Source organism: Nocardia nepalensis, assembly GCF_048910785.1.
GTDB lineage: Bacteria > Actinomycetota > Actinomycetes > Mycobacteriales > Mycobacteriaceae > Nocardia > Nocardia nepalensis.
This window is the reverse complement of record NZ_JBKBET010000028.1, coordinates 280,989-300,249: the sequence shown is the minus strand read 5'-3', so window position 1 is coordinate 300,249 and position 19,261 is coordinate 280,989. Positions and strand designations below refer to the sequence as shown.

Sequence of the window (19,261 nt, the reverse complement as noted above, 5' to 3'; positions counted from 1 at the left end):
CGTGGATCGCTCCATTCCGGATAAGTGGGTGGTCGCGGATGCGTCGGAACGAGCGAGCGGTTCTGTAGGGTCGTTCGTTCGCCCGGAGCCGAGTGCGGGGATGGTCTCTGGCCTGGCGAAGTCCATGTTTACTCCATGTTTTCAGCCGAATCCAGCCGAATACTGCTGGGTGCCGACGAACCTGATTTCAGGTAGCTATCTGCTGTCGGCCCAGACAGAGCCAAGGAATCGAATCTCGAAGAATCCGAGAGAAGGTTTTTGGATTGCGGAACGAAGTCTTCCGTAATGGGGTCGAGAGTGGTTCTCATGACGAACACAGCGCAGATCCGCCCCTTTCAGATCGACATTTCGCAGGCCGAGCTCGATGAGTTGCGTGCGCGGCTCGGGCATGTCCGGATGCCGCACGCGGTGCCGGGCACCGAATCCGATTGGGGCCGTGGCATTGCGCCGGATTACCTTCGGGAGTTGGCCGGGTATTGGCGCGACGGGTTCGATTGGCGGGCCCGGGAGGCCGAGCTCAATGCCTATGACCAATTCACGACCGAGATCGACGGGCAGACCATCCATTTCTTCCATGTCCGTTCGCCCGAGCCGGATGCGGTGCCGCTGTTGCTCACCCACGGGTATCCGAGCTCGGTGGTCGAATTCCTCGATCTGATCGGCCCGTTGACCGATCCGCGGGCGCACGGCGGGGATCCGGCGGATGCGTTCCATGTGGTGATCCCGTCGCTGCCGGGCTTCGGTTTTTCGACGCCGCTCGCCTCGACCGGGTGGGAGTTGGCGCGCACGACCGAGGCCTTCGCCGAACTCATGGCCCGGCTCGGCTACGAGAAGTTCCTCGCCCAGGGCGGTGACATCGGCGCGGGTGTGACCGGGCGTCTGGCTGCCACCCATCCGGAGCGTGTCATCGCGACCCACGTGAACAGCGACCGCGGTTCCCTCGGTCTGGTCGGCGAGCAGCTGCCGATGCCCGAAGGCTTGACCGAGGACGAACTCGCCGCCATCGAGTCCGCGCGGGCCAGGTGGAATCAGCAGAAGGGTTACCTCGTCCTGCAGACCACCCAACCCAACGCCATTGCCGCCGCGCTGAGCGATTCCCCGATCGGGCAACTGGCATGGATCGCCGAGAAGTTCCAGGTCTGGACAGAGCCGGCGCGCGCCGTCGGCGCGGCGGTGAACCGCGACCGGCTGCTGACCAATATCAGCATCTACTGGTTCACCCGCAGTGGTGCCTCTGCCGCGCAATTCCTGTGGGAGACAGCGCATTCCGGGATGGACTGGGTGGCGTCGTCGGGCGTGCCGCAGGGGTGGGCGGTTTTCAATACCGATCCGCTGATGCGCCGGGTAATGAACCCGGACGGGCATATCGAGCACTTCTCCGAATACGCCGAGGGCGGGCACTTCGCCGCGCTGGAGCAGCCGCGGCTGTTCCTGGACGATGTCCGGACTTTCTTCCGGGCCTATCGGGGCTGATCAGACGGATGGGGCGGGCGTCGGCACGCCCCATTTCGCAAGCGGTGGCTCGACGGGGCGCTACGTCAGTGCGCGTATGAGCGAGTTCTGTCCGCGTACGGATGTCGTGGCTACCGCTGCGGCCTACCGTTTCGAATATGACTTGGAACGAAGTGAGCACGAGCCGTTTCGCCCTGCTGACCACCTACAAGAAGGACGGCACGCCGGTCGGCACACCGGTGTGGGTGGCTCCGGACGGCGACCGGATCGTGGTGTGGACCAACCCGAAGACCTGGAAGGTCAAGCGGATTCGGCGCAATCCGGAGGTGGCGGTGCAGATATGCGACGGCCGTGGCCGCCCGACGAGCGAGGAGAAGTTCGCGGGCAAGGCCGAGCTGCTGGATGCGGACGGGACTCAGCGGGTGCGCGATCTCGTTTCCCGCAAGTACGGGATCGTCGGCACCGTCCTGATCCGCCTGCACAAGCTGTTCAGGGGTGCGGACGGCTCCGTCGGGATCGCGATTACGCCGGAGTAGGTCAGGCCGATTCCGCGAGCCCGGCCGACCGCCAGGTGTCGGCGAGTTCCTGCAACGGAATGTCCAGGGCCGCCGCCAGCGACACGATCGTGCCGAATGCGGGTGTCGGCAGCCGACCGGTTTCGATCTTGCGCAGCGTTTCCGGCGAGATGCCCGACGCCTGGGCGATCAGGGCGAGGTCGCGATCGGCACGCGCGGCCCGCAGCCGGGCGCCGAGGCGACGACCGGCCTCGACCTGGGCGGGTGTCAGCGGAAGTCGGACCATGCGACCAGACTATGGACGGTATTTAAATACCGCAAGCTCAGCCGTTGAACTTCACCCGGAACGGCCCGCCGACACTGTTGAACAGCAGATCCCCGTTCGGGAAGAATTCGATCAGCGCGTACGCGCCGTTACCGAGGTTGCTCTGCCCGAAGATGGTGCGGTGCACCGTCTTTCCGGACTTCCAGTCCAGTCCGGTCACCTCCCAGCCGTCGGCCTTGGTGTAGCCGTTGACGAAGACGACACCGGATTTGCTGCTCTCGGTCGGCACCATGCTGGTGGAGACCACATCGGCGCGCGACCATACCGAGGTCCAGTGGTGGTCGGCCGGATCCCATTGGAACCGTTCGATACCCGACGGCGGCGCGAAGACCGGCCCACCCGCGAGCACATCCACGAGCCGGTCCGGCGCACCCTGCGGCCGGGCATTGTTGACCACGAACGCGCCGTAGCCGTCCACGACTACCGACTGCTCGCTCTGGATGAACTCGGGCGCGGGATTCAGACCCGCCGTCACCGTGATCTGGTCGGCGATCCGGTTGGATTTGGTGCCCTGCTTCGGTTGGAACCCTTCGGGAATGGCGTCGCGCCAGAACGCGACCAGCTTCATTCGATCGGCCCCGTCGGTGATGACCACGAGCCGGTCGTCCTTGCCGTAGCCCATGAGCGTGGGAGTCGAGCCGGTGCCGATGCCGAACTTGACCGCGGGCGGCTGCTGTCCGAAATCGTAGGGTGCGGCCCACGCGCCGTCCGCGGCGGCGGTGGACAGTTCGGATCCGGTCCACACGATCTTGCGCATGATCTTGTCCGAGGCGGCGTAGATGCCGCCCTTCTCGTCCACCGCCATCGCATTGGAGACCACCTCGTCGGCGCCGAAGTGGACCTGCCGCGGTTCGCCCTGCAGGCTGCGGTCGATGATCGATAGTCCGCGGGTGCTGAGTATCGCGAGTTTGCCGTCGTAGGTCATATTGAGTCCGACGACGGACTCGGGCAGGCCGCCGAGCCCCCCGCCGGTGCCGAGCCACGGTTTGAAGTCGAGGGTGCGCAGAATCCGCACGCCCGCTTGGGGATTGTTCGCATTCGTCAGGCCGAAGACGACGATCTGCGCGTCCTGTGTGACGTAGTAGACCCGGTTGTCCTTGTCCACCAGGCTGTAGATGCCGTTGGTGATGCGCGTCCAGTCGATGCCCCAGTCGTTGTGCACGGCGGTCTCGACCTGGCCCACGTCGGTGAAGTTCTGGTCGAGCACCTGGTCGAGGGCCTGCGGCGATAGCGGTTTCGCGCCGGGCGCGTCCGCGCGGGCGATCTCGTGGAACATGCCATTGCCGACCTGGACATAGGACACGCCCTGGGTGGCGGAGATCCACATGTAGTCCGGATCGGTTGCGGCCAGCGTCATGATGTTGACCGGCCCCGATGCGACGCGCGGCTGCTGCTTCGGGTCGATATGGAACTCGCCCTGCGGCGTCTGGTACGGGAAGGTGTCGGACTGGCCGGGATCGATATGGGTGAGGCCGTAGGTCGCCGCGGCGAGATAGGGATTGCGGGGTGGCCCGGAGGCGGTGCCGGACTGGTTCTGGGCATCCGTCGAATCGCTGCCGCAAGCCGGTGTCGCGAGGGCTAGGGCCATCGCGATGGCGACGGCGAGAGCTTTGCGGCGCATGCTCATCGTTTTGTGCTCCTCTACCTTCGCTGTCGTGCAGTCGATCGGGCGGAACGCATGCCGCGAGTGAGCGGCGAACAACGAAACAACCAGTGCTCTTTCGCGTTCGCGAACATAACACATGGCCTGGTCACCCGGGGTGACTGGTATTTTTATACCGATCGTGGCTATCCTCGGTATTAAAATACCGAGTTGGAGGTCGGGCATGGTGGAGTTGAAGTCGGCGGGCGAGATCGAACGCATGCGGGTGGCGGGGCGCGTCGTCGCCCAGATCCTCGCGGAACTGCGCGAGCGGGCTCGGGTCGGGGTGAACCTGCTGGAGTTGGAAGCCCATGTGCGGGAACGGATTCGCGAGCGCGGCGCGGTGTCGTGCTACTGGGACTACGCGCCGTCCTTCGGGCGCGGACCGTTCCGCAACACCGTCTGCCTCTCGGTGAACGACGCCGTCCTGCACGGACTTCCGTTCGATTACGCGCTGCGCGACGGGGATGTGCTGAGCATGGACCTGGCGCTCGGCATCGACGGATGGGTCGCCGACTCCGCCACCAGCATGATCGTCGGCACCGCCGATTCGGAGGATCTGCGCCTGATCAAGGCCACCGAGGACGCGCTGGCCGCCGCCATCGCGGTGGCGCTGCCGGGTAACCGGATCGGTGATATCTCCGCCGCCATCGCGGAGGTCGCGCGGGCGAACGGCTATCCGGTGAACACCGAATTCGGCGGACACGGACTCGGGCGCACGATGCACGAGGATCCGCATGTGCCGAATGCGGGGCGTGCCGGACGCGGATTCGCCTTGCGGCCGGGACTGACCATTGCGATCGAGCCGTGGTTCGCCCGTACGACCGACCGGATATACACGGATCCGGATGGCTGGACCATCCGGTCCGCCGATGGGTCGCGCACCGCGCATTCCGAGCACACGATAGCGATCACAGAGGACGGACCCCGGGTACTCACGGTCGCCGCCTGACTTCGGCGCGCGCTGCCGCGGAGCTCGCACACTGCCCACTCCCGGGCCGATTCAGCGGTACTCGGCGACGTGGCTGTCGGAGGATCCGCGACAGTCGTGTGATCGAGCGTTCACGGTGAAATCGCTAGCTGCTCAATCTGTTTCGGCTAGCCAGTTGGTCAGGTCGCTGGCGGCGCGCCATTCCGCCGCGACGACGGCCCGCTCGCCCTCCGACAGCGTTACCGCCCCGAGTTCCGAGCGCAGCTTCGCGGCCCGCTCGAAATCGCCAGTGGCGATGGCTAATTCGGCGAGCGCCGCCAGCGCCCGCGCCTTGTCGACGGTCGATGCCGTTGCGCCGAACCGGCCGAGGCCGACCTCGAGTACCCGGATCGCGGTCGCGTCGTCGTTCTTGAAATCGCGCAGGATGCGGGCATTGTCCAAAACCCTTGCGAGACCATCGAGTTCGCGAGAGCCGCCGTATTCGAGATCCTCGGGTTCGTCGCGCTGTATGTAGATGATGGTATTGCCGACCGGGTCGATCACACTGAATCGGCTTTGGCCGGGCCGGAATCGGGTGATGCGCGGACAGCCTTTCGCGGGGATCTTCCCGTAGCGCTTGCGCAGTGCCGCGGTGAATGCGCGATGCCGGTCTGCGACATCGTCGAGCATGATCAGGCAGCCGACCTGTTCGGCGGGAAGCTCGGTGCCCGCGGGTGCGGCGGCGAAATGGATCGCACAGCCATTGGCCTCCACCGCGCCGTAGGCGTAGGGCCGGGTTTGTTCGTGGGTGACCGTGTACCCGAGGGCTCGGTAGAAGTCGAGGGTGTCTTTCAGATCGCCGCTCCAGAGCACCGGAACCGCCGTATCGCCCATCGTCGCCCTGTCTCGATCACGGTAATCAATTTTGACTACCCGAGGTTAGGTCGGTGCAGCGGCGGAAGTCAAATTTGAGTAGTATGGCCGTTCCATGAGAAGAGGGAGTACGGAATGTCGGCGGTGCGCCTGCTCGTCCTCGGCGTGATGCGGTTGCGTCAGCCCACCTACGGCTACGCCGTGCGCCGCGAACTGCTGTCCTGGCGTGCTGAAACCTGGACGAATGTGAAGCCGGGCTCGATTTATCACGCGCTCAAACAGCTAACGCAGGAAGGCAAATTGAGCGCGTTCGGGACCGAAGGGAGCAGCCAGGGACCCGGCCGGACCCTGTTCGAACTGACCGAGGCGGGGGAGGCCGAGTTCCGCAAGCTCATGGACGACGCGCTGGTCAGCGTCGATATGGAGGAACTCGGCGCGGGTATCGCATTCATGGATGCCCTGCCGCGCGCGCACGTCGTCGAGAAGTTGCGCGAACAACGCCGCAATGCCGCGGCGGTCCGCGACGACCTGCTCGCCATGATCCCGAAGTTCCCCGGCCGCTACCAACCGCCACATGCGACCGATCTGCTCGAATTGTGGAGCGGGGTGTTCGACAACCTGTCGCACTGGACCGCAGGTGTGCTCGAACGTCTGGAAGCGGGCGAATACCGGACGTCGGACTGACAGCGCGCCGAGGCGGACCGGGCCGGGCGCCGCTTTCCGCGGCTCGAACGGTGCCGCGCCCGTTGGCCCGATGCCGGATAGGCTGCCAGCATGACGAACACGCTGGGTGCGGTCGCCAAGGCCGATTACGTGTTGTTGACGACCTTCCGCAAGGACGGCACGCCGGTCGGCACCGCCGTCTGGGCGGCCGAGGACGACGGCAAGCTGTACGTGTGGACCGAGACCAACAGTTGGAAGGTCAAGCGGCTGCGCAACAATCCCGCCGTCACCCTCCAGCCCTGCAACCCGTCGGGCAAGCCGCGCGGTGAGGTCATCGAAGGCACCGGCCGGGTGCTCGATGCCGAAGGCACCGAGCGCGTGCGCAAGCTGATCAAGAAGAAGTACTGGCTCCTCGGCCCGATCCTGGTGACCGCGAGCGTGATTCGCCGCGGCAAGTCCGGCACCATCGGCTTGGAGATCACACCCAACGCCTAATCGTGAGTGTCGGGCTCGCGATAGTGAGCCCGACACCCGCCAGATCAGGTCGCCTGGCTCACCGAGGACATGTGGAAGTCGGGGATTCGCAACGCAGGCATGGCGGTTCGGGTGAACCAGTCCTTCCATTCGCGGGGGAGAGTGGTTTCGGTGGCGCCCGCCTCGGTGGCGCGGCGGAGTAGGTCGATCGGGCTCTCGTTGAAGCGGAAATTGTTGACGGCGGCGGTGACCTCGCCGTTCTCGACGAGATAGACACCGTCGCGAGTGAGGCCGGTGAGCAGCAGGGTGGCCGGATCGACCTCGCGGATGTACCAGAGCGTGGTGAGCAATAGCCCGCGTTCGGTATTCGCGATCATCGTGTCGAGGGTCGCGCCGGAGCCACCGGTCAGCAGCAGGTTCTCACCGGGAAGTGTGGTGGGGGCGTCGAATTCGGCGGCGGTGGCGCGCGGGTAGACCAGGGATTCGATCACGCCATCGCGCAGCCAGTCCACGCGTTGTGCCGGTAGGCCGTTATCGAAGACCGACAGCGATTCCGAGGACGACGCCGTCGCGACGAATGGACGGTACTCGAGTCCGCCGGCACCGGGATCGGAATACAGCGTCAACGGAATGTCGCTGAGCCGCTCGCCGATTCGGGTCCCGCCCGCCTTGGCGAAGGCACTGTGACCCTCGTGTGCGCCCCGACCCTCCATGGACCAGGCCATATAGATCATCAGGTCAGCGACTGCCGAAGGCGGCAGGAGGGTTTCGTAGCGTCCGGCGGGTAATTCGACCCGGCGCTTGGACCAATCCAGTCGCCGCGACAGCTCGGTGAGCAGGCCGGGAATATCGACATCGGCGAAATCCGCGGTCCCGGCGCCGACCCACGCACTCGCCAGGTCCGCACCCTCACCGCGCTTTCCATTGATCTCCGCCGAACCGGTGGGCTGCACGAAGCGGCGGCGAATGCCGGTCGAAGTGCCCAGCCAGGTGGTGTGCATCTGGTGGTAGGCGAAACCGTAGAGCCGGTCGGCGCCGTCGAACCCGCCCGCCAGATCGCGCGCCAACTCGGTGAAGACCTCGATTCCGGTGCTGCCGGGCGCGGAAGCCCAATCGGCCGCATCGTCACCGGCCCCCGGGATGCCATCGGCATCCGGTGTCAATAGCGGCATCGCGTCCTTGGCGGGTTCGGCGGTGCGGGCCGCCGTTTCGCTGGCGCGGACCAATGCCTCGATATCGGCGGGATCGACGCTGGTGGAGCTGACGCTGCCGACGCGCGCGGCATGCGGGCCGTCGCGGAATATCGAAATGACCGCCCATTCCCGCGAAATCGAGGAACCGTTGGTGGTCATCGAGTTGCCCGCCCAGCGCAGCGACGCCTCGTGCGCGTCGGTGACGATCACCATCGCCTCGTCCGCGTGCGAGAGCGCCAGCGCCTGCTCGACGACCGCCCCCGCGGGCATCATGCGCTCGGTCACTGACCTGCCTCCGTCCGGGTGTTGAGAATATTGATGCCGCGCACCAGGATCGATGGGCAGCCGTGGCTGACCGCGGCGACCTGGCCGGGTTGGGCCTTACCGCAGTTGAACGCGCCGCCGAGGCGCCAGGTGGACGGGCCACCGACCGCCTCCATCGCACCCCAGAAGTCGGTGGTGGTGGCCTGGTAGGCGACATCGCGCAGCTGGCCGTCGAGCTTGCCGTCGCGAATGCGGAAGAACCGCTGGCCGGTGAACTGGAAGTTGTAGCGCTGCATATCGATCGACCAGGACTTGTCGCCGACGATGTAGATGCCGTTATCGACCCGGGCGATGAGTTCGGCGGTGCTGGTGTCGTTTTCGGGATCCGGCTGCAACGAGACATTGGCCATGCGCTGGATCGGCACATGGTGCGGGGAATCGGCGTAGGAGCAGCCGTTGGAGCGCTCCAGGCCCAGGCGCGGGGCGAAGACGCGGTCGAGTTGGTAGCCGACCAGAACGCCGTCGCGTACCAGATCCCAGCGCTGCCCGGCCACGCCCTCGTCGTCGTAGCCGACCGAGGCCAACCCGTGCGCCTCGGTGCGGTCACCGGTGACGTGCATGATCGGCGTCCCGTACTTCAGTGTGCCCAACTTGTCCGGGGTCGCGAACGAGGTACCCGCGTAGGCGGATTCGTAGCCGATGGCGCGGTCGTATTCGGTGGCGTGGCCGATGGATTCGTGGATGGTCAGCCACAGGTTGGTCGGGTCGATCACCAGGTCGGTGGGGCCCGCCTCGACGCTCGGCGCCTTCACCTTCTCGGCCAGCCACCCCGGGATCCGCGCGAGTTCGTCGTTCCAGTCCCAGATGCCGTCCGCGCCGGTGACGTACTCCCAGCCGCGTCCGGCCGGGGCGGCGAGGGTGCGCATGGTCTCGAAGACACCTGCCGCGGAATCCACGGTGATCGCCTCGAACTGAGGGTGCAGGCGCACCCGCTGCTGGGTGATCGCGGAGCCCGCGGTGTCGGCGTAGAAGGTCTGCTCCTTGACCTGCAGCACCGAGGCGGTGACATGGTCGACGCCGTCGGCGGCGGACAGGCGGCCCGAATAGTCCTGCAGCAATGCGACCTTCTCGGTGGTCGGGACCGTGAACGGGTCCACCGCGTAGGCCGAGACCCAGTGCACATTGTCGTAGCGCGGCTCGTCGGCGAGCTCGACGCGCTCACGGTTGAGTGCGCGCAGGGTGGTCGCCACCGTGACCGCCCGGCGCGCCACCTCGGCGGCGGTGTCCGGGGTGAGCGCGGCATGCGAGGCGAAACCCCAGGTGCCGTCGACGATCACGCGCACGGCGAAGCCGAGGTCGGTGGCATTGCTGATCGCCTCGACCCGGCCGTCACGCAATCGGATCGACTGGGTGACCAGCCGATGCACCCGCAGATCCGCATGCTGGGCACCCGCGGCCCGCGCCGCGGACAGGGCCGCGTCGGCGAGCGCGTGCAGTGGTAACGCAAGGAACTCGGCGTCCACATCTTTGGAAGTCGCGATGCTCACCCGACCAAACCTAGCCGGTTCGTCGGGGGAGCGCCGCTTGCTGTGCGCTCACGCAGACCATGTTGTCGTGCATCGTCTGCAATGCCGCACGAAATGCCCAGCGGTGCAGGACTACACCATGGTCTCGGGAATGGCCGCGATCAGCCCGCCGTCGATGAGCAGGTCCTGGCCGTTGATGTAGGACGCCTCACCCGAGGCCAGGAAGGCGACCGCATCGGCCACGTCCTCGGCGGTGCCGATGCGCCCGGCGGCCACCACGGCGGTGGCGGCGGCGCGCGCCTCGTCGGAGACATTGGCGTGGTAGGACGGGGTGCCGATATAGCCGGGGCTCACGGAGTTGACCCGAATGCGCCTGGGCGCGAGTTCGGCGGCGAGGGTGCGGGCCAGATTGTGCACGGCCGCTTTGGTCGCCGCGTACAGGGCGGCGCCGGGTACGCCCCGATGTACGGCCCACGACGCGTTGATCACGATCGCACCGTGGTCGGCCAGCAATGGAATGCTCTGCTGGATGGTGAAATAGACGCCCTTGAAGTTGATGCCGACGACACGATCGAATTCGGCCTCGGTGACATCGGAGTTGGGCTGGAACGCGGCTACGCCAGCGTTGGCGAAGACCACATCCAAGCGGCCGAACCGGTGCCGGATCGCATCGGACAGTGCCGTGAGATCTGCGAGATCTGCCGCGTCCGCGCGCACCCCGAGGATCCGGTCTCCCGCGGCCAGTTCCTCGACCGCGGCATCGAGGCGGGTCTTGTCACGGCCGGTGATGACCACCCGCGCGCCCTCGTCGAGCAACCTGCGCGCGGTGGCCAGACCCATACCGCTGGTGCCGCCGGTGATCAGCGCGATCTTGTCGTCGAATCGGGGATTGCTCGGCATGACACGACCTCTCATACAGTTGGATTGTTCAAATACTTACGTACAGTTCGACTGTTTGTCAACAATCGAGCTATTGTGGTCGTGTGATGACTGCACATCCCGAGCGCGATCGGATCCAGTTGGCGAATGTATTTGCCGCACTGGGGAACCCGTTGCGGCTGCAGATCGTGCGGGTGCTCGCAGACGGGGACGAGCACACCTGCGGCTCGATCGTGGACGGTGTGCCCAAGTCGAATCTGACCCATCACTACCGGGTGCTGCGCGACGCCGGGATCATCTGGCAGCGGCCGTCCGGTCGAGAGACCCTGCAGTCGTTGCGCCGCGACGATCTCGACGCCCGGTTTCCCGGTTTGCTGGACTCGGTGATCGATGCGGCTCGCCGGGACGTCGCCGCCGACCAGGCCGACCCCGTCGAGCGGCCCGTAACCAGTCGCTAGCGGTCACGTGAGCCGAATTTGATCACGGTTTGGCCGCACGGCGCGCGTGAAAGTCGTGCTTACCGTACCTAAGTCGCGTTATGCCGTACTGTGCCCGCGTGCCGCCATCCGCCCTGCGCGATCGTAAACGCGAACGTACCCGCCGCGCCCTCCTCGAGGCAGCCGTCGAACTTTTCGACGACAGAGGTTATGAGGAGACCACGGTGGCCGATATCGCCGCCGCCGCGGAGGTGGGTACCCGAACGTTCTTCAACTACTTCGCCAGCAAGGAAGAGTTGCTGTTTCCGGAGCAGGACGAACGGGTGCGCGCCGCGGTGGCCGCGATCGCGAGCCGTCGGCCCGGTGAGCGGCCGGTGGAGGTGCTGCTGCGCGCATTGCGCGCGGCCGGTGACAATCCCGGCGAACATCTCGTCGACGACCTGAGCGCGCGCATTGCCGCACTGCGCGCACAGGTTTCGCGCACCGTGCCCGCGGTGAGCGGGCGCGCCGCGCATGCGCAGCTCGTCGCGCAACGCGAGATCGCGCGACAGTTGCACATGGCCTTTCCTGCGGAATTGGACGAGGTCGGCGCCGCCGCATTGGTCGGTGCGGTGGTCGGCGCGGTATCCGGTGCGCTGACGGTGCTGTTCCAGAATCCGGTGGCCGGAGTGGACGGTGAGCGATTGCATCGCCAGATCCACGAAACGACCTCGCGGGTGCTGCAGCCGTGGCTGGCGTCGAATACCAAGATGCACGCGGGTCCGGTGCTCTGAGCGGTCAGCCGAATTGCTGCCAGCCCAAACGGATCACCATGCCGATGACCACCACCAGCAGTACGACCCGCACGAACTTCGCGCCGTTGCGTAATGCCATGTGCGAACCGAGGATCGCGCCCGCCACATTGCCGACCGCCATGGCCGCGCCCAGCGCGAACATGATATGGCCGGTGACGCCGAAGAAGATCAGCGCGCCGAAATTGGATCCGCAGTTGATCACCTTCGCCATCGCGGCCGCGCGCACGAATTCGGTGCCGAGCAGGGTGGCGAAGGTGATGATCAGGAAGGTGCCGGTGCCGGGGCCGAGCAGTCCGTCGTAGCACCCGATCAGACCGGCGGCCAGCGCGATCACCAGCACGACCTTGCGTCGCGTCGGCGGGTGCGTTGCCATGGTGACGCCGATCGACGGGCGCAGCGTGACGAAGACCGCGACCCCGACCAGCACCACCATCACGATCGGGATGAACAGGTCGCGATCGATCAGTGACACCGCGGCCGCGCCGGTCGCGGCGGTGACCGCCGCGATGGCCGCCGCGGGCAGCAGCATCCGCCACTGCATCGGGACCTTGCGCGCGAACGTCATGACCGATGCGGTGGTGCCCGCGACTGCGGCGAGTTTATTGGTGCCCAGTGCGGTCTGCGGGGCGATGCCGGGCGCCACGAGGAACAGCGTCGGAAGGATGATCAATCCGCCCCCGCCGACCACCGCATCCACCCAGCCCGCCGCGGTCGCGGCCGTTAGTAAGGCCGTCCAGTCTGCAAAATCCACCCGGTCAGCCAACCAGACGGTTGGATTGTGCGTCCTCGGCGGGTGAGGTTACTGCCGGGTTCGAGTCGCACCTAGGCTGATGTGCGTGCGCCGGTTCAGTCTGTGGCTTCGCGGCAAGCCACTCATCGCGGATTCGATACTGGCCGCCGCGCTGATGTTGCTCGAGGTGTTCGGGGTCAGCAACTCCGATAACAAGCTGGCGTATCTGGGAATCGGTGTGCTGCTGCCGGGGCCGGTGGCGTTTCGGCGGCTCTACCCGCGCGCGATGGCGGCCGCGATGCTCGGGCTCTCGATCGCCTCGACGCTGGTGAGCTACGTGTCCGGGGACAAGGCCGACCACATCGCGCTGTTCGGGCTCGGCATCATGCTGTACACCCTGGTCGCCTACGTCGGCCGCAAGGAAGCGCTGTGGTACGCGCTCGGCTTGGTCGCCGACAGCTCCACCTCATTTATCTTGGTGCACAAGCCATCCGGTTCGGACCTGATCTTCACCGCGATGTTCTTCGCACTGTGCTGGACGCTGGCCGAGTTCATCGGCGCACGACACGCCTATGACCAAGAGGTGGCGGCGCGACTGGCGGTCGCCGATTACGACCGGGAACGTCGCGCGCACGATGCCGTCGCCGCCGAACGCACCCGCATCGCCCGCGAGTTGCACGACGTCGTCGCGCACGCGGTCAGCGTGATCATCGTGCAGGCCGACGGCGCGAAGTACGCGTTGCGCCGCGATCCGGACGCCGCCGAACGAGCGCTGACTACCATCGCGGGCACCGGGCGGGAGGCATTGCGCGAACTGCGCCGGACCGTCGCGCTGCTGCGCATCGAACACGCACCGGATCAGTTGCCGCAGCACGGAACCGCGGGTCTGGCCAAGGTGGTCGAGATGATGCGCGACACCGGGCTCGCGGTGGAACTGGAAATGACCGGCGAACTCGACGACATCACGCCCGAGGTGAGCCTCGGCATGCACCGCATCGTCCAGGAATCGCTGACCAACACCTTGCGGCACGCGGGTTCGCACCCGAAGGCCTGGGTGCGCGTGCAGCGCCGCGAGACCGACATCGTCATCGAGGTCACCGACACCGGCGGGGTTCCGGTGCAGGAGCAGGCCGCGAGCCCGATCGAGGGCGGCGGCATGGGACTGGTCGGCATGCGCGAACGCATCGCCGTGCTCGGCGGCGCGCTGGAAGCGGGTCGCGCTCTCGATGGAACATGGCGGGTGCAGGCGGCCATCCCACTGCTTCGCGGCAACGAAAGCTGTTAGCGGAGAAGTACTTTCGACAGCCTCGCACACGGTAGGCGAAAACGCGCTGGACGGTGCCGATAGATTGGGGACGTGCCGATTACCGTTCTCGTTGTCGACGACCAGGAACTCATGCGCATGGGTTTGAAGATGGTGCTCGGTGCGCACCCGGACATCGACGTGATCGGGGAGGCCGAGAACGGCGCCACCGCGATAGCGCGGGCCAAGGAGTTGCGGCCGGATGTGGTGCTGATGGATGTGCGGATGCCGGTGGTCGACGGTGTGGCCGCGACGCAGCGCATCGTCGAGGCGGGCGACGGCTGCAAGGTGCTGGTGATGACGACCTTCGACCTCGACGAACACGCGCTGGGCGCGCTGCGGGCGGGGGCGAGCGGGTTCCTGCTGAAGGACACCCCGCCCGAGGATCTGGTCTCGGCGATCCGGAGTGTGGCGGGCGGCGATGCGGTGGTGTCGCCGAAGGTGACCAAGCGACTGTTGGACCGGCTCATCGCCGACGATCCCAGCGGCATGCGGGATCCGGTGGTGCTCGAGGTGCTGACCGCGCGCGAACGCGAGGTACTCGAGCAGATCGCGGCGGGGCGGTCCAATGCCGAGATCGCGGAGCAACTGTACCTGTCCGAGGCCACCGTCAAGACGCACGTCGGGCGGGTGCTCACGAAACTCGGTCTGCGCGACCGGGTTCAAGCGGTGGTACTGGCGTACGAGACCGGGCTGGTTCGGCCCGGCGGATGAGATCTCAGCGAGCTATCAGGCTGGATCGGGAGAAAATCCGGACCGTACTGCGTTGAACCGGGTAGATCGTCCGAAAGGATCGCCATGCCCGCCGTACTGTTCGTGCTCTATGTCATCGTCGAGATCGCCGCGCTGATCGGCGTCGGCCACCTCATCGGTGTGATGCCGACCATCCTGCTGCTGATCGCCGGATCGGCCGCGGGCATGCTGCTCATCGGTTCTCAGGGCCGTCGCGTCTTCGAACAGTTCCGTCGTGCGGGGCGCGGGGAAATCAATCCCGGCACCGCGGTCGCGGACGGTGCGCTCGTCGCCGCGGGTGGGTTCCTGATGTTCATCCCGGGCCTGGTCACCTCGCTCGTCGGGCTGCTCCTGCTGCTGCCGCCGACTCGCTTCCTGGTCCGTCCGCTGGTGGTCGCCTTCACGGCGCGCAGGTTCAGCCGCCTGGCCGCGGCGATGCCGTACCGCGGCGTGATCATCGACGGTGACGATGTGGTCGATGGTGTGGTGGTCACCGAGTGGTACGACGACCCGCGACCCTCGACCCGACCTGCCCTCCCATAGCTCCGGCTCGCAGGTCGCTCGAAAGGTCAGCCGAGCCTGAGCGGGACCTCCGCCCAATAAACCGTGCTCACTATCACTCCCGTGCCCATTTCCTGAGACGGATCAAAGGACTAGGGTGGCCGGATGGCGACCGAAGAGCTCACCGTAACGGTGAGTGAGGAGCTGGCGGCGGCGGTGCGGCAGGCCGCGGCGGCTGCGGGACAGTCGATTTCCGGATTCACGGCTGCGGCATTGCGGCTGGAACTGATCGCGATGGAGGCGGGCATGCGAGCCGCACCCGATCGCGGCGGCGCACCGCCGAAATACGCGGAGGTCATGGCGGTGCTGGCGCAAACGGCGGACGTATCGCCCAGAACCAGACTGTCCGACTCGAAGGACTGAAACGCGCATACGGCAGACTGGTCTCTTGTGAGTACCCAGTTGCTGATCGGCGGTCGTTTCTACAGTTCGAGTTCACCCGACGCGACGGCGATGGCCGTGACCGACGGCACGGTGGTGTGGCTCGGCGCCGAACAACCGGGACGCGCGCTGCATCCGAATGCGGAGATCATCGACGTGGACGGGGCTTTCGTCGCTCCCGCGTTCGTCGATCCGCACGTGCACGTGACGGCACTGGGGTTGAAGCTGACCGGACTCGATCTGTCGGCGGCGCGCTCGCTCGACCACTGCCTGGAGCTGTTGCGCGCCTACGCGGCGGCGCATCCCGATGGCGCGATCCTCGGCGACGGCTGGGACGAGACCGGATGGCCGCAGGGTCGGCCGCCGACGGTCGAGGAGATCGATGCGGCGGTGCGGCCGGGTCGGCAGGTGTACCTGTCGCGGGTGGACGCGCATTCGGCGGTCGTCTCCTCGGCACTGCTGAACGCGAAGGTCACCGCGGCGGAAGGGTTCACCCGGGGTGCGCCGCTGCGCGCCGAGGCGCATCATCTGGCGCGCGGCGAGGTTCTCGCGGGATTGGATCGCGCGCAACGGGATCGGGCGCGCAAGGCGGCGCTGGATGCGGCGGCCGCGCGCGGCGTCGTCGCCGTGCACGAATGCGGCGGACCAGAGATCGCCGGGCGCACCGATATTCGCGAACTGCTCGAGTTCGAGCATGGTGTCGAGGTGCGGGCCTACTGGGGTGAGGCCGTGCGCACCGCGGATGAGGCGCGAGCGCTTGTCGCCGAACTCGGGGTGCATGCGCTCGGTGGCGATCTGTTCGTCGACGGATCGATCGGCTCGCACAGCGCCCGGCTGCGCGCGCCCTACGCCGACGACCCCGGAACCGGACTCGGCTACCTCGACGCCGACACGATCGCCGCGCACGTGCGCGCCTGCACCGAGGCGGGCATCCAGGCCGGATTCCACGTCATCGGTGACGGTGCGATGGACGAGGTCGTCGCCGGCTTCGGACAGGTCGTCGACGCACTCGGCGGCCCGGCTGTCGCGGCGCGCGGTCATCGCGTCGAGCATGCGGAGATGATCGACGCGGATCAGATCGCGAAATTGGGCTCCTGGGGGGTAATCGCCAGCGTCCAACCGGGTTTCGACGCTACCTGGGGCGGCCCGGACGGTATGTACGCCACCCGTCTCGGCGCTGAACGCGCGGCCACCCTGAACCCCTTCGCGGCCATGGCCGCCGCGGGCATCGCCCTGGCCATCGGCTCGGACGCACCCGTCACCGCCCTCGACCCCTGGTCCGCGATCCGCGCCGCGGTCAACCACCGCACCCCCGGCCATGGCCTCTCACCCCGCGCCGCCTTCGCCGCCGCAACTCGGGGCGCCTGGCGCGCGGGCGGCGTCCGCGACGGCATGGCGGGCACCTTGGTCCCGGGAGCCCCCGCCTCCTACGCGATCTGGGACGCCGCCGACCTCGTCGTCGCGGCGGCCGCCGACACCGTCCAACGCTGGTCCACCGACCCCCGCTCCCGAGTCCCGGGCCTGCCACCCCTCGACCCTGACGCGAACCTCCCCACCTGCCTGCGCACCGTCCACCGCGGAGTAACCGTCCATGAGGCCTGAAACGCCCCGTAATCCCGGCCTACAGCCGCATGACGGGGCTGTAGGCGCGGGGCTGCGGCGTGTCACGGTCGTCTTCGGTCGGTACCCGGTGCTGAGTCGCTCGGTGGCGGCGGTGGTCGCCGGACTGCTGATTTTCGGGAGCTTTCCGCCGCGGCCGTTCTGGTTCCTCGCGCCGATCGGGATCGTGGTGTTGACGCTTACCGTGCGGGGAGCGGGTCGGCTGCGGGGTGGGTTCGGGTACGGGGTGCTGGCGGGGCTCGGGTTCTTCGTGCCATTGCTGCCGTGGACCGGGATCTACGTGGGGCCGGTGCCGTGGCTCGCGCTGTCGACGGTGTGTTCGTTATATATAGGGCTTTTCGGGCTCTTGGCTCGGTTGCTGTTCGCACTGCCGGGGTGGCCGGTGTGGGTGGCGTTGGCCTGGACGGCCACCGAATGGCTGCGGTCGAGTTTCCCGTTCGGCGGATTCCCGTGGGGGCGCTTGGCATTCGGGCAGGCCGATGGGTGGTATCTGTCGCTCGCGATGGTCGGCGGTGCGCCGCTCATCGGATTCGCGGTGGCGCTCACCGCAACCGCGGCCGCGGCACTGCTCGTGCGCCTGTGGGCTCGAATGCCGGTCGCATCGACAGTGGGCGATGCCGAGGAGTCCGCCCCCGACGCTGCGACGCTGGGCGCCACGACTGCCGCAGCGAATGTCGGCGGAGATCCCGTTCGCCCCACCACCGCATCCCGCCTCGGAATTATCAGCGCGGCAGCGACTTTGGTTATTATCCCGGTCACCGGGGTGATCCTCCGGACCGCGCTGCCCGGCCCGGAGGAGGGCGACCGGACGATCACGGTCGCCGCCATCCAGGGCAGCGTGCCGCGGCTCGGACTGGATTTCAATGCCCAGCGGCGCGCCGTGCTGGACAACCATGTCCGGCGCACCGAGGAGTTGGCTCGGGAAGTCGCCCAGGGGCGGGCGCACAAGCCCGATGTGGTGATCTGGCCGGAGAATTCATCCGATATCGATCCGCTGCGCAATGCCGACGCCGCGGCCGAGATCACCGAGGCCGCCGAGCAGATCGGGGTGCCCATCCTCGTCGGCGCGGTGCTGGTGAACGACGATCGCACGACGTCGAATTCGGTGATCGTCTGGAACGGCGCGGCCGGGCCGGGGGAGCGCCACGATAAGAAGATCATCCAGCCGTTCGGCGAATACCTGCCGATGCGAAGCTTCTTCCGGTTGTTCTCCGAATACGCCGACCGGGCCGGATACTTCGTGCCGGGCAACGGCGACGGCACGGTCCACGCTGACCCTTTCGAGCGACCTGCAAGCAGTCGCTACGGGGACAGCGTAGATATCGGCGTCGCGACCTGCTACGAAGTCGCCTTCGACCGCGCCTTCCGCGATTCGATGCACGCGGGCGCGCAACTGCTGACCGTCCCCACCAACAACGCCACCTTCGGCGACAGCGAGATGACCTACCAGCAGCTGGCCATGTCCCGGGTCCGCGCGGTCGAACACGGCCGCGCCCTGGTCGTCGCCGCGACCTCGGGCGTCAGCGCCGTCATCACCGCGGACGGTGTGGTGCAGCAGCAGACCCCGAAGTTCGTCCCCGCCGCGTTGGTCGCCGAACTGCCGCTGCGCAACACCACGACACTCGCAACGCGTTTCGGCCCCGCTCCGGAACTCCTCTCCGTTATCCTGACCGCGGCCGCCGCTGTGGTCGCAGCTATTCGGCGGCGACATGCCAGCAGCAGGAATGCTACCGATCGAGATGCCACCATGGACCAGCCGGTCGGCTGAGCGTGCCGGACCGGCCGAACGTGCCAGATGAGGCTTTCCCATTAACCGAACATTCGGTCTGTTTTCGGGGCTGGTGTATCTGAAGACCAGCATGCCCGCGCGTTAGCATGCTGTTCGCCGGTCAGTAGCCAAGTCTGATTCCGCACTCCTGGTAGCTCGGGTATTTCCCCCGTCGACCCGGGTCAAGTAGTATAGTTTGCTAAAAAATAGCTTGCGAAA

The 19,261-nt window shown here is 66.9% G+C and carries 20 protein-coding genes; 13 read left to right on the top strand and 7 right to left on the bottom strand.

The window, feature by feature from the left end:
* Window positions 1-306: 306 nt before the first annotated feature.
* Window positions 307-1,473 carry an epoxide hydrolase family protein gene (locus ACHQ4I_RS22085; RefSeq protein WP_420773697.1) on the top strand — a complete coding sequence of 389 codons (1,167 nt, stop codon included), beginning with the start codon at window positions 307-309 and terminating at the stop codon, window positions 1,471-1,473.
* Between the two features lie 137 nt (window positions 1,474-1,610).
* A complete protein-coding gene (locus tag ACHQ4I_RS22080; RefSeq protein ID WP_420773696.1) occupies window positions 1,611-1,988 on the top strand; it encodes a PPOX class F420-dependent oxidoreductase in 378 nt (125 codons plus the stop codon).
* 1 nt (window position 1,989) lies between these two features.
* Here ACHQ4I_RS22080 and ACHQ4I_RS22075 read toward each other — a convergent pair whose 3' ends face one another.
* Together ACHQ4I_RS22075 and ACHQ4I_RS22070 are read right to left on the bottom strand one after the other, a co-directional pair.
* Window positions 1,990-2,253, bottom strand: a complete 264-nt coding sequence (locus tag ACHQ4I_RS22075; protein ID WP_420773695.1) for a helix-turn-helix domain-containing protein — start codon at window positions 2,251-2,253, stop codon at window positions 1,990-1,992.
* Between the two features lie 37 nt (window positions 2,254-2,290).
* The gene (locus ACHQ4I_RS22070) at window positions 2,291-3,919 is read right to left on the bottom strand and encodes a hypothetical protein (RefSeq protein WP_420773694.1); all 1,629 of its coding nucleotides are present in this window, start codon (window positions 3,917-3,919) and stop codon (window positions 2,291-2,293) included.
* A gap of 199 nt (window positions 3,920-4,118) precedes the next feature.
* On the opposite strand from ACHQ4I_RS22070, the gene map reads away from it, so the two are divergent.
* Window positions 4,119-4,886, top strand: a complete 768-nt coding sequence (gene map, locus ACHQ4I_RS22065) for a type I methionyl aminopeptidase (protein ID WP_420773693.1) — start codon at window positions 4,119-4,121, stop codon at window positions 4,884-4,886.
* Window positions 4,887-5,018: 132 nt separating this feature from the next.
* Here map and ACHQ4I_RS22060 read toward each other — a convergent pair whose 3' ends face one another.
* Window positions 5,019-5,738, bottom strand: a complete 720-nt coding sequence (locus ACHQ4I_RS22060) for a VOC family protein (protein ID WP_420773692.1) — start codon at window positions 5,736-5,738, stop codon at window positions 5,019-5,021.
* Window positions 5,739-5,852: 114 nt separating this feature from the next.
* Here ACHQ4I_RS22060 and ACHQ4I_RS22055 point away from each other — a divergent pair, with 114 nt between their 5' ends.
* Complete coding sequence (locus ACHQ4I_RS22055; RefSeq protein ID WP_420773691.1) at window positions 5,853-6,401, top strand: PadR family transcriptional regulator; 549 nt, start codon at window positions 5,853-5,855, stop codon at window positions 6,399-6,401.
* 90 nt (window positions 6,402-6,491) lie between these two features.
* Entirely contained in the window at window positions 6,492-6,875 is a 384-nt protein-coding gene (locus tag ACHQ4I_RS22050) for a PPOX class F420-dependent oxidoreductase (protein ID WP_420773690.1), read from the top strand.
* A 44-nt stretch (window positions 6,876-6,919) separates the two neighbouring features.
* Here the strand turns inward: ACHQ4I_RS22050 and ACHQ4I_RS22045 are convergent, their stop codons facing one another.
* From ACHQ4I_RS22045 to ACHQ4I_RS22035, 3 genes are all read right to left on the bottom strand, one after another.
* The gene (locus ACHQ4I_RS22045; RefSeq protein WP_420774171.1) at window positions 6,920-8,320 is read right to left on the bottom strand and encodes a metallopeptidase TldD-related protein; all 1,401 of its coding nucleotides are present in this window, start codon (window positions 8,318-8,320) and stop codon (window positions 6,920-6,922) included.
* Between the two features lie 8 nt (window positions 8,321-8,328).
* A complete protein-coding gene (locus tag ACHQ4I_RS22040; protein WP_420773689.1) occupies window positions 8,329-9,858 on the bottom strand; it encodes a TldD/PmbA family protein in 1,530 nt (509 codons plus the stop codon).
* A 111-nt stretch (window positions 9,859-9,969) separates the two neighbouring features.
* Window positions 9,970-10,737: a glucose 1-dehydrogenase gene (locus ACHQ4I_RS22035; protein ID WP_420773688.1), complete on the bottom strand. Its 768-nt coding sequence runs from the start codon at window positions 10,735-10,737 to the stop codon at window positions 9,970-9,972.
* An 86-nt stretch (window positions 10,738-10,823) separates the two neighbouring features.
* Here ACHQ4I_RS22035 and ACHQ4I_RS22030 point away from each other — a divergent pair, with 86 nt between their 5' ends.
* Together ACHQ4I_RS22030 and ACHQ4I_RS22025 are read left to right on the top strand one after the other, a co-directional pair.
* Complete coding sequence (locus ACHQ4I_RS22030; protein WP_420773687.1) at window positions 10,824-11,174, top strand: ArsR/SmtB family transcription factor; 351 nt, start codon at window positions 10,824-10,826, stop codon at window positions 11,172-11,174.
* Between the two features lie 98 nt (window positions 11,175-11,272).
* Window positions 11,273-11,926, top strand: a complete 654-nt coding sequence (locus ACHQ4I_RS22025; protein ID WP_420773686.1) for a TetR/AcrR family transcriptional regulator — start codon at window positions 11,273-11,275, stop codon at window positions 11,924-11,926.
* A gap of 4 nt (window positions 11,927-11,930) precedes the next feature.
* Here ACHQ4I_RS22025 and ACHQ4I_RS22020 read toward each other — a convergent pair whose 3' ends face one another.
* Complete coding sequence (locus tag ACHQ4I_RS22020; protein WP_420773685.1) at window positions 11,931-12,698, bottom strand: TSUP family transporter; 768 nt, start codon at window positions 12,696-12,698, stop codon at window positions 11,931-11,933.
* An 85-nt stretch (window positions 12,699-12,783) separates the two neighbouring features.
* Between ACHQ4I_RS22020 and ACHQ4I_RS22015 the strand changes: the two genes are divergently transcribed.
* The 6 genes from ACHQ4I_RS22015 (at window position 12,784) to lnt (ending at window position 19,042) form a co-directional block, all read left to right on the top strand.
* Complete coding sequence (locus ACHQ4I_RS22015; protein WP_420773684.1) at window positions 12,784-13,962, top strand: sensor histidine kinase; 1,179 nt, start codon at window positions 12,784-12,786, stop codon at window positions 13,960-13,962.
* A gap of 72 nt (window positions 13,963-14,034) precedes the next feature.
* The gene (locus ACHQ4I_RS22010; protein ID WP_420773683.1) at window positions 14,035-14,694 is read left to right on the top strand and encodes a response regulator; all 660 of its coding nucleotides are present in this window, start codon (window positions 14,035-14,037) and stop codon (window positions 14,692-14,694) included.
* Window positions 14,695-14,778: 84 nt separating this feature from the next.
* Entirely contained in the window at window positions 14,779-15,255 is a 477-nt protein-coding gene (locus ACHQ4I_RS22005; RefSeq protein ID WP_420773682.1) for an FxsA family protein, read from the top strand.
* A 123-nt stretch (window positions 15,256-15,378) separates the two neighbouring features.
* A complete protein-coding gene (locus tag ACHQ4I_RS22000) occupies window positions 15,379-15,636 on the top strand; it encodes a hypothetical protein (RefSeq protein ID WP_420773681.1) in 258 nt (85 codons plus the stop codon).
* Window positions 15,637-15,663: 27 nt separating this feature from the next.
* On the top strand, window positions 15,664-17,256 hold the full coding sequence (locus ACHQ4I_RS21995) for an amidohydrolase (protein ID WP_420773680.1): 1,593 nt from the start codon (window positions 15,664-15,666) through the stop codon (window positions 17,254-17,256).
* Window positions 17,246-19,042, top strand: coding sequence for an apolipoprotein N-acyltransferase (gene lnt / locus ACHQ4I_RS21990; protein WP_420773679.1), 1,797 nt, complete (start codon window positions 17,246-17,248; stop codon window positions 19,040-19,042). The genes ACHQ4I_RS21995 and lnt overlap by 11 nt, the downstream gene beginning before the upstream one ends.
* Window positions 19,043-19,261 lie beyond the last annotated feature (219 nt).